The 8,107-nt window shown below is 60.9% G+C and carries 6 protein-coding genes and 1 pseudogene; 5 read left to right on the top strand and 2 right to left on the bottom strand.

Annotated features, from left to right (window positions below; genetic code table 11):
• Positions 1-1,544: condensation domain-containing protein (locus ACIA5H_RS37275; protein WP_397081016.1), on the bottom strand; the 1,544-nt coding region annotated here is incomplete at its 3' end.
• A gap of 1,010 nt (positions 1,545-2,554) precedes the next feature.
• On the opposite strand from ACIA5H_RS37275, the gene ACIA5H_RS37270 reads away from it, so the two are divergent.
• Positions 2,555-2,779: a hypothetical protein gene (locus ACIA5H_RS37270; RefSeq protein WP_397081020.1), complete on the top strand. Its 225-nt coding sequence runs from the start codon at positions 2,555-2,557 to the stop codon at positions 2,777-2,779.
• A gap of 47 nt (positions 2,780-2,826) precedes the next feature.
• Here ACIA5H_RS37270 and ACIA5H_RS37265 read toward each other — a convergent pair whose 3' ends face one another.
• Positions 2,827-3,351: a hypothetical protein gene (locus tag ACIA5H_RS37265; RefSeq protein ID WP_397081014.1), complete on the bottom strand. Its 525-nt coding sequence runs from the start codon at positions 3,349-3,351 to the stop codon at positions 2,827-2,829.
• 270 nt (positions 3,352-3,621) lie between these two features.
• Between ACIA5H_RS37265 and ACIA5H_RS37260 the strand changes: the two are divergent.
• From ACIA5H_RS37260 to ACIA5H_RS37245, 4 genes and pseudogenes are all read left to right on the top strand, one after another.
• Positions 3,622-4,758: pseudogene (locus ACIA5H_RS37260) on the top strand (IS701 family transposase).
• A gap of 1,546 nt (positions 4,759-6,304) precedes the next feature.
• On the top strand, positions 6,305-6,694 hold the full coding sequence (locus ACIA5H_RS37255) for an Lsr2 family protein (RefSeq protein ID WP_397081012.1): 390 nt from the start codon (positions 6,305-6,307) through the stop codon (positions 6,692-6,694).
• A gap of 118 nt (positions 6,695-6,812) precedes the next feature.
• Positions 6,813-7,061 (top strand): hypothetical protein, encoded by a 249-nt coding sequence (locus ACIA5H_RS37250; protein ID WP_364439985.1) that lies wholly within the window; start codon positions 6,813-6,815, stop codon positions 7,059-7,061.
• Between the two features lie 907 nt (positions 7,062-7,968).
• Positions 7,969-8,107 (top strand): hypothetical protein (locus tag ACIA5H_RS37245; protein ID WP_397081018.1); only part of this gene is annotated, 139 nt, incomplete at its 3' end.

The raw sequence follows: 8,107 nt of genomic DNA, 5'->3' as shown, positions 1-8,107 counted from the left end.
AACTCGGCGTAGGACAGACTCGTCCCCTCGAACGTCACCGCGGGACTGTCCGGAGTGCGCGCGACCTGCGCCTCGAACAGCGAGACCAGGGTCGCCGCCGGCAACGGATGCTTGGTGTCGTTCCAATCTACCAGCACCCGACGGGATTCCTCGCTAGAAAGAATCTTCAGGTCCCAAATCGGCAAATCTGCGCGCGCAGAAAGAAACGCCTTGAAATACTTTAGAAAGCGCGAATGCTGCATTCGCGCCTCATCCTTGGTGTAGAGGTTGGGGTTGGTCTCGAAGTCGATGCGATACCGGACGCCACCTTCGGACTGATACAAGTTGACAGCGAGATCCGGAACGTTACCGGTGGAAAGTATCCTTACCTTACCCACAGCCTGTCCGAGAATCAGACGGTCGTGGATCAGCATGATGTTCACCGACGGACCGAATAGTTCGGTTCGAACAGCGCCGACCGCCGTGTCGCGGCGGATGTCCTCGTGTCGGTACCGCTGGTGACGCAGCGCGCCGACGACCTCAACTTGGACCTGCTTGAGGAGCCCCGACACCGTCGTGTCATGGCCGACGTGCAGCCGCAGCGGCACGATGTTCGACGACACGCCGCCGGAGCGGCGCATCGCCGCGGTGGTGCGCGCGGTCACCGGCAGGCTGAGAATGACGTCCTCGACGCCGTTCCACTGCGCCAGATACGCGGCGAAACCGGCCAGCAACAGACCGGCGGGCGAGGAATCGTGCCGCGCGACCGCCGCGTCCAGCAGAGTGTTCTGCTCCTCCGACAGCGCGGCGCTCACGATGCCGTTGATCGCCGCGCGCGGCGCGGAACCCCTCGCCAGGCTGGTGCCTTCCTCCAGCCCCGCCACCCGCTCGACCCAGTATTCCTTGTCGGCGACGAAGCGGGAGCTTTCCCGGTAGGCGATCTCCTGCCCGTAGATGGTATGCAGGTCGGTAGCCCTGGACGGGGTAACATCAGCGCCCTGCAGCAGCGCGGTGTAGATCTCCGCAAACCGCTTCAGCCAGGTCATCGCGCCGAAGCCGTCAAGCACAATGTGATGCACCCGCGTATACCAATACCAGTGTCGGTCCGCGAGTTGCAGGACCACACTCATTATCAGGCGGTCGTTAACCATGTACAGCGGACGGCTGTACTCGGCACGCATCCAGGCGGCAGCCGCGGCTGACGGGTCATCCTCGGCCCGCAGATCGACGTAGCCGATATCGTCGGAATCCGGAATCGAGTAGTCGACGTACTGGAGCGGTTCACCGTCACGTTCGATGATCCGCAGGAAGCCCGAGCCGAACTCGCGCGAGGCAATGATGCTGGCTTCCCGCAGCACTGGCCGATCAATATCGCCGTCTACGTCCACGTACTGCGCGATACTGATCGGAACTTGCGGATCCATATGCTGCGCGAACCAAATACCCAGTTGAGCAGGTGACAACGGGAAGGCGCCGGACAGGCTGGGTTCTACCCCAGAATCAGCGTCTAGCCGTTCGCCACCAGCTACGCTGTTTCCGCCGAAATCCAGCCGATCCAACTTCAATCCTCATTCTATATCACACCATCGGATGAACCATCCCGGCTTTCCCGGCATTCATGCCCTTAATTCGACGGACCACTGTTTCGAGTTCCGCGCTCGACTGTCGAACCGACACATTTGAGCTCACAAGGCGTCACCCCCTGGAGCGCGGCCACTTCTCGTCATGCCATCGCCAATATTTCATTTGCCGGCTAAATCCTCGCCGTAACCTTGTGAGCCTTCGTCGACCCCGGATGATGTAGTGTCCGGCACATCGAGTCAGTGCAATCTGCGTTCAGCTAGCACAACTCCTGTACGGCAACTTATTCAGCCACAGAACAGCACCCCTGACGCCATTCGGGGCATGGAATTGCATACCCACAATTCAGGGGAATACGAATTAGCCCCTTCCTACTCTGCTCCTATTTGCCCTACGGGCAGATTCATCTTCGGATTCAGCCAACTCGCAACAGCCCACCAATCCGCTGCAGTCATTCGAGCGTCCACTGGTCCCAATGACTCGTCGTACTCAATATGCAGACTTCGACAACGATCCGTTATCGGCGGCAGCTCTTTCCTGCAGACCTTGCAATGCATAGCCATAATATGTCGTCGCCTCCGGCCAATATTATCGGGCGAGTGTTATGCAGCTTTGCCATCACCTTCCGGCCAATAGTGTCTGTGAGTGCGACATTCACGCGCATCCAGAGAAGTGGTCGAGCCACGTACGTAGACCCTTCCATCGTGACGATGCGAGTGTGGAGTGCGGATAGGTCAACAGGGCTGCATAGTGCCACAATCGAATTAGTTTCGTCGGCTGGCAGGGTGTCAGCGACAATCCACCGCAGCTTGGCCAATCCAGGGGCGGCCGCGGCGGCCAACGCGCCGAGGATCGTCGTGCTGGTGAGTACTACCGACACCTTGGCTTCGGTCATAGCCTGCCGCAATGCCGCAGGTCAAAGACGAATTCGTGCGACCGCCGCCACGGCATCGGGACCGGTGCGATACCTGCGGTGAGACATCCGATAACTTCGGTGATGGAGCCAGTCCGGCCGGACACAGCAGCAGAGCGCGCCCATGGCGTGACCGGCGGCGGTCAGATCGGCTGGCTCGCCGCGTTCATGGTAGGTCAGTTCGGTGACGGGACCATCGACCTGACCGGTCTCGAGATGTCGATAGGCCGCAATCGTCCGGTTGGGTTGGGCATGTGCACGGAAGGGGCCAGGTCGAGTACCGAACGCTCCATTCCTCAATCATGACTTGGAGATTCGGCGGGTGATTCGAACGACCAACGCGATCGAGTCGATCAATGCGCGATAGTCGGAATGCCCGGCTTCCGCAGCTTTTCCGATCCACCCGGTTTCGGAATCCGCCGCTGCCGCACCGGGACCGACCGAAACGACCCGCCCTTCAACGACAACCGCATATCCTCCAGGAACCCATCGACACCGAAACCGTGCTCGACATCGTCGGTGGTGACACCGTCGATGCCAGGCGAGTTACGGCCCCGGTTGCCCGCGAGCCGGTGGAACGCCACTCGCAGCGTCGCCGGGTCGTGCACGAGATTGAACACATCATCGAACGGGCGACCGGGGTCGGCCACCGCCCAACGGTGCAGCTTGTCCTGCATCTCCGATACCCGCTGCCACGGCCCCTTCGGATCCGCGCAGCCGGCGCAGCCGTTCGGCGGCGCGTCTTTGGCAGCGTTGTCACCACATGCTTCGCCCCTTCCCATGGAACCGCGTAAACCATTGCGCGACAGCAGGCTAAGGAACTTTCGTGACCGGAATTGGTAGCCCCCTGCATGATTGCGCCGGCCCGGCGCCCGCATCGCGATGGCATTGCTCGAAGCGTCGACCCGCCGGCGAGGCCTTCATACGCGAGTCGATCTCTAGCCGGCAATTCTGTCGGAATAGCAGTCCTTGATCGCGCACAGATACAGCTCGCCCTCGCACCGCTTGGGTGCTTAGTGATATCGATGAGCCATCGCTGGTCCGGCGCGGTCGCGTGAACTCGCGCTGGACGAGGTCATCATGAACCGACGGTCCGGCCTTAGTACGGCAACGACACTTGGATGAGTCGGTGCTGGTAGATCTGTGGTGTGTTGTTGGATCATGCTGTGGTCGAGCTGGATTCGTTGATGAGCCGGGTCGGTGCCCGGTTCGCCCGGTCCGAGCCACGGGCTCGGGCCCGGGAGTATGCATCGGGGCTGGTAGCGGGGTTGGAACGTAAGAACGGGTGGACTCTGGCCGAGCATGCCGGTGAGTCGGGACCGCAAGGGATGCAGCGGTTGCTTCGGCGAGCGGACTGGGATGTCGACGGTATCCGTGACGACGTGCGCGTCTATGTCGTGGACCGGCTCGGTGATCCCGATGCAGTGCTGGCGGCTGATGAGACCGGATTCCTGAAGAAGGGAGTGCGGTCGGCCGGGGGTGCAGCGGCAATAACCGGGGAGCGGCAGGCCGGACGGAGAACTGCCAGATCGGAGTGTTTCTGGCGTATGCGTCGTCGCACGGGCACGCGCTGATCGACCGTGAACTCTATCTGCCCGAATCCTGGACCATCGACCGCGAGCGCTGCCGGGCCGCTGGGATCGACGACGAGGTCGGGTTCGCCACGAAACCACGGCAAGTGATCGCCATGCTGGAGCGGGCACTGGACGCCGGGGTGCCGTTCGCGTGGTTCACCGCTGATGAAGCCTACGGCCAAGCCGGCTACCTGCGTGAGTGGCTCGAATCGCGCGACGTGGCCTATGTGCTGGCTACCCGCTGTGACCAGCGGGTAGCCACCCCCGCCGACCGGATGGCCCGGGTTGACGAACTCGTCGCCGAGTTCGCGGCGGGCACCTGGCAACGTTTGTCGGTGGGCGCTGGCGCGCACGGGCCCCGCACCTACGACTGGGCGCGCCGCCAGATCGACGGCGCCTGGACTCGCGGACGCGGGCACTGGCTGCTGACGCGGCGCTCGATCAGCGACCCCACCCACATCGCCTACTACCTGTGCTACGGGCCGGTCCGGTCCCGGCTGGTCGATCTCGCTTTCACAGCCGGGTCACGGTGGCATGTCGAAGAAGCGTTCCAGCAGGCCAAAGGCGAAGCTGGTCTCGACCACTACCAAGTCCGCAGCTATCGGGCCTGGTACGCCCACATCACCTTGTCCATGCTCGCCCTTCGCCTGGCAATCGTCGTCGAAAGCGATTGCCGCAAACGGGGATTCGCCGAGGCCGACGAAGACATGATCGCTCTCACGCTACCGGAGATCCCTCGCCTGCTCGTCGCCCTGGTCCTGCCCCGCCACCACGACCCCGACCACGTCTGGGCCTGGTCACGATGGCGCCGCCGACGACAACACCAAGCCCGTCTATCCCACTACCGGCGACGAGGCTACCCACTCACCTGAGTGTCGCTGCAGTAGTAGGCGACCGCATGACCCATGACCTCGGCTTCCTGTTCGAGTTGCCGGATCCGTCCGCGGGCCTCGCCCAGCTCGGTGGACTCGTCCGAGGTGGCGCCCGACCGGGCCCCATCTCCGATGTCCGCTCGTTTCAGCCAGTTCTTCAGGCAACTCTGCGGATGCCGAAATCCTTGGCGACCTGAGCCAACGGCGCTGCACCCTTGCGGGCAACCGCGACTACATCGCGACGAAACACCTTGGGGAACGGCTTGGGCATGATGACGATCCTTCCACTGCGAGGACCGAAGTCATCACTGATCAGGAGTCAACCGAACCGGGGAGCCTCCAGTCACCGCCATCGCACTGCGCCTCGGATCGGTCGGCACCGATACCGACATCCTCGACGATCAACTGCTCGACTGGTGTCCCGCGCCGTGGATTCGTTGCGGACGGGGGGTGAGTCGTTCGACGCCTCCCGCTTCCTTCCCCTGGTAGATCCGCTGTGCGAGGTCGTGGCGTCCTTCGACGAGGTTGGCCTGGACCTTGCCTCCTCACCGGTAGGTTTCGTCGTCGGCCATGTGGTTCGTTTGCGGTCGAGCAATATTGAGGAAGATCTCGCCACGTATAAGGTGAGGAATCCACCGCCACCAACCGCTGCCACTAGATAAAAGTCGGAGCAGTTGATTCGACTCCCCCGTGTTGGTGGTTTCTCACAATGCCTGTGTGTGGGCGCTGTCGGGCATGCGGCCTGACTCGGATCGCGGGTGAAGCTGCTGTTCGAAGACCGCCTGACACCCGACCGGCACGGTAGTGCAGCGGCGCGTTGTCTTGCATCTGGCGACCGCTTCGCCGGATTGGGGTCCGCACCGTGATCACCGTCAAGCCGCCCGATGGATGTTCGCGCCGCTAATCATATGAGCCATCCTCTTGCTCGCCTATTGCACGCGACCGGCGGGCGAAGCGGAAGTACGCCTGTGTCTTCGACCGTAGTCATTGAGGAGAATTAAGTCGTACGTAGATTTTATAGACACACGTAGGTATTTCACTTCCCTGAGATATGGGCGGCGCCCCGCTCGAACCACTTCTGAAAAATCGATAGAGGACTTGCGCAATGGCAGATAAGCGGCTACGATCCTCATCGTCCGATCGTTTGAAAGTAGGTTTACGCTCTCAGGTGCAGTGCCAGCGATTGCGGTCGGGAGCGATTCCTCATTGTCGGTGCGCACGGCGCATATAGTTGAGCGTTCGGAATAGCAGTGCCATAGGTCGAGAGGGTGACCGACCTCCTGTGCCACCGCCGCGATCCCGCTGTTGGTGAGCGTGGAGCAAAAGCTGCAACTGTCGCCCGTTCCTAAATTTTGCAATCCTGCGAGCGTGGAAGGCCGGGTCCCATGGCACTCAAAGTGCTCCTTATCGATGACTTCGACAAGAAGTCGAAAGCCACGGAAAAGGTTACATTCGGTTTTGATGGAATTACATACGAGATGGACTTGTCGGAGGTTAATGCCGATCGGTTGCGCGGGATCTTTCACGAGTGGATTCCTTTCGCTCACAAGACCGGGGGAAAACGACGCGCTCGGAGGAGGAAGGGCTCCGACGAACTGAGCGACAAGAGGGTTTCGCAGATTCGCGCATGGGCTCGCCAAGAGGGCCATCCAGTATCCCGCCGAGGGCCTGTTTCGATAGAGATAATCAATGCCTACGAAGCAGCACGCACCTCTACGTCACCCCCTTTCCGGGAAATCCCCCGAATCATCGGCCCAACAGAGACACAAAAATAGACTCCTGAATCTGATCGAGACCGATCCTGCACGCTGGCACCCCGCTGAGAAGTTGTATCATGTCGATGCAATCCGTTGCTGGCGGGTCGAGACGGACTGTGTCACAGGACATTTGATCGTGTCAGATGAGTTGCCGAAGCGGTTGGTGCCCGACGAGTTGTGGGAGCCGGTGGAGCCGTTGCTGCCGGATTTCGTTCCGCGCACGCAGGGGTGGCGGTACCGCGCCGGTCGACCAGCCGGCGCTTTTCACCGCGGTGGTGTGCACATGCTCAGCGATTTGTGCGTGGCCGATGCTGCCACCTTTTTCGATCGCACCGCGCCGACGGCGCATCGCTGGTTCACTATCTGGACCGAGGCCGGTCTGTAGCGGCGTCTACATCGCGCCGTGCTCCATGAGCGGGGTATGGAAGGCTTGATCGACTGGTCGCAGGCGGTGATCGACGCGGCGTCGATGCGAGCCAAGGGGAGGTGATCGACCGCGCCGAGTCCGGTCGATCATGGCAAGTCTGGTTCGAAACTGCACGTCCTTCGGATCGGGCGAGAATTCCCTTGGCTGCAGGTAATCCTACTTCTGTGCCTTTTGACACTCGCCGTCGCTGACCTGCTTCAAGATACTGCCGGGCCCGGCACTGCGGCTCCGACCACTTGAACCGGCCACCGATCCTCGCTTGCCAACAAATAGACTGCGCCGCAACAACATTCATAACCACCTGAGCAAACCATCGGCACAACTGCCGTGCCAGCACTGAGCGCCGGATCCATCAGATGCTCCTCGCCCCGTTTCTGTCGACCGTCCAGTATATTGATGAAGGGTCAATTGAGCACTAAAAGCAGCCTCTATAACGTACGTAGGCCCCTCGAGCACGTACGCCTATCATTTTCGAGGTGATTAAGTGTACGGACAGATCTACCGGCCCGAGAACCGGGGCGGAGGACTTGCGCAATGGAGGATGCGGGGTTAATATTCTCGCCATCAGCTGACCTCCTCGGCAACGGCGGCGGATCCCAGAATCAATATCATCGACACGTTTCGAATCTCCTTTTCAATAATGGAGATTATGAGATGCGAAAGTTTCTCTCGATCACCCTGAAAGCGATGCGAGAAATTTCCGCAGTAGGTTACCTAGTTTCTGGATCTACCCGAGAAGGAGTTAGGCGGAGCCTCGTTTCAGGTGGAGTTCGCGGTTTCTTCTCTCCACTCGATCGACGGTCGGTCAGTAGATAGGTAGGCGTGGTCGAGTTGAATACTCGAGGAAGTCGATAGCGAGCGACAAGTGACTGATTCTGAGAGTGCGTCTGTCCCCGATATACGGACGTTCGAGGTCCGCACCTTCGGTTGCCAGATGAACGTGCACGATTCCGAACGCTTGTCGGGTTTGCTGGAGGACGCGGGCTACGTGAAGGCCGCGCCCG

This window comes from Nocardia sp. NPDC051900 (assembly GCF_044452545.1).
Taxonomy (GTDB): Bacteria; Actinomycetota; Actinomycetes; order Mycobacteriales; family Mycobacteriaceae; genus Nocardia; species Nocardia sichangensis.
The sequence above is the reverse complement of the archived record's forward strand: the minus strand, read 5'-3'. Positions and strand labels throughout refer to the sequence as shown.

Bases quoted from the DNA above. Each gene is read 5' to 3' on its own strand.
- ACIA5H_RS37265 (WP_397081014.1), bottom strand. From the start codon at position 3,351: ATGCGGGCGCCGGGCCGGCGCAATCATGCAGGGGGCTACCAATTCCGG.
- ACIA5H_RS37255 (WP_397081012.1), top strand. From the start codon at position 6,305: ATGGCACTCAAAGTGCTCCTTATCGATGACTTCGACAAGAAGTCGAAA.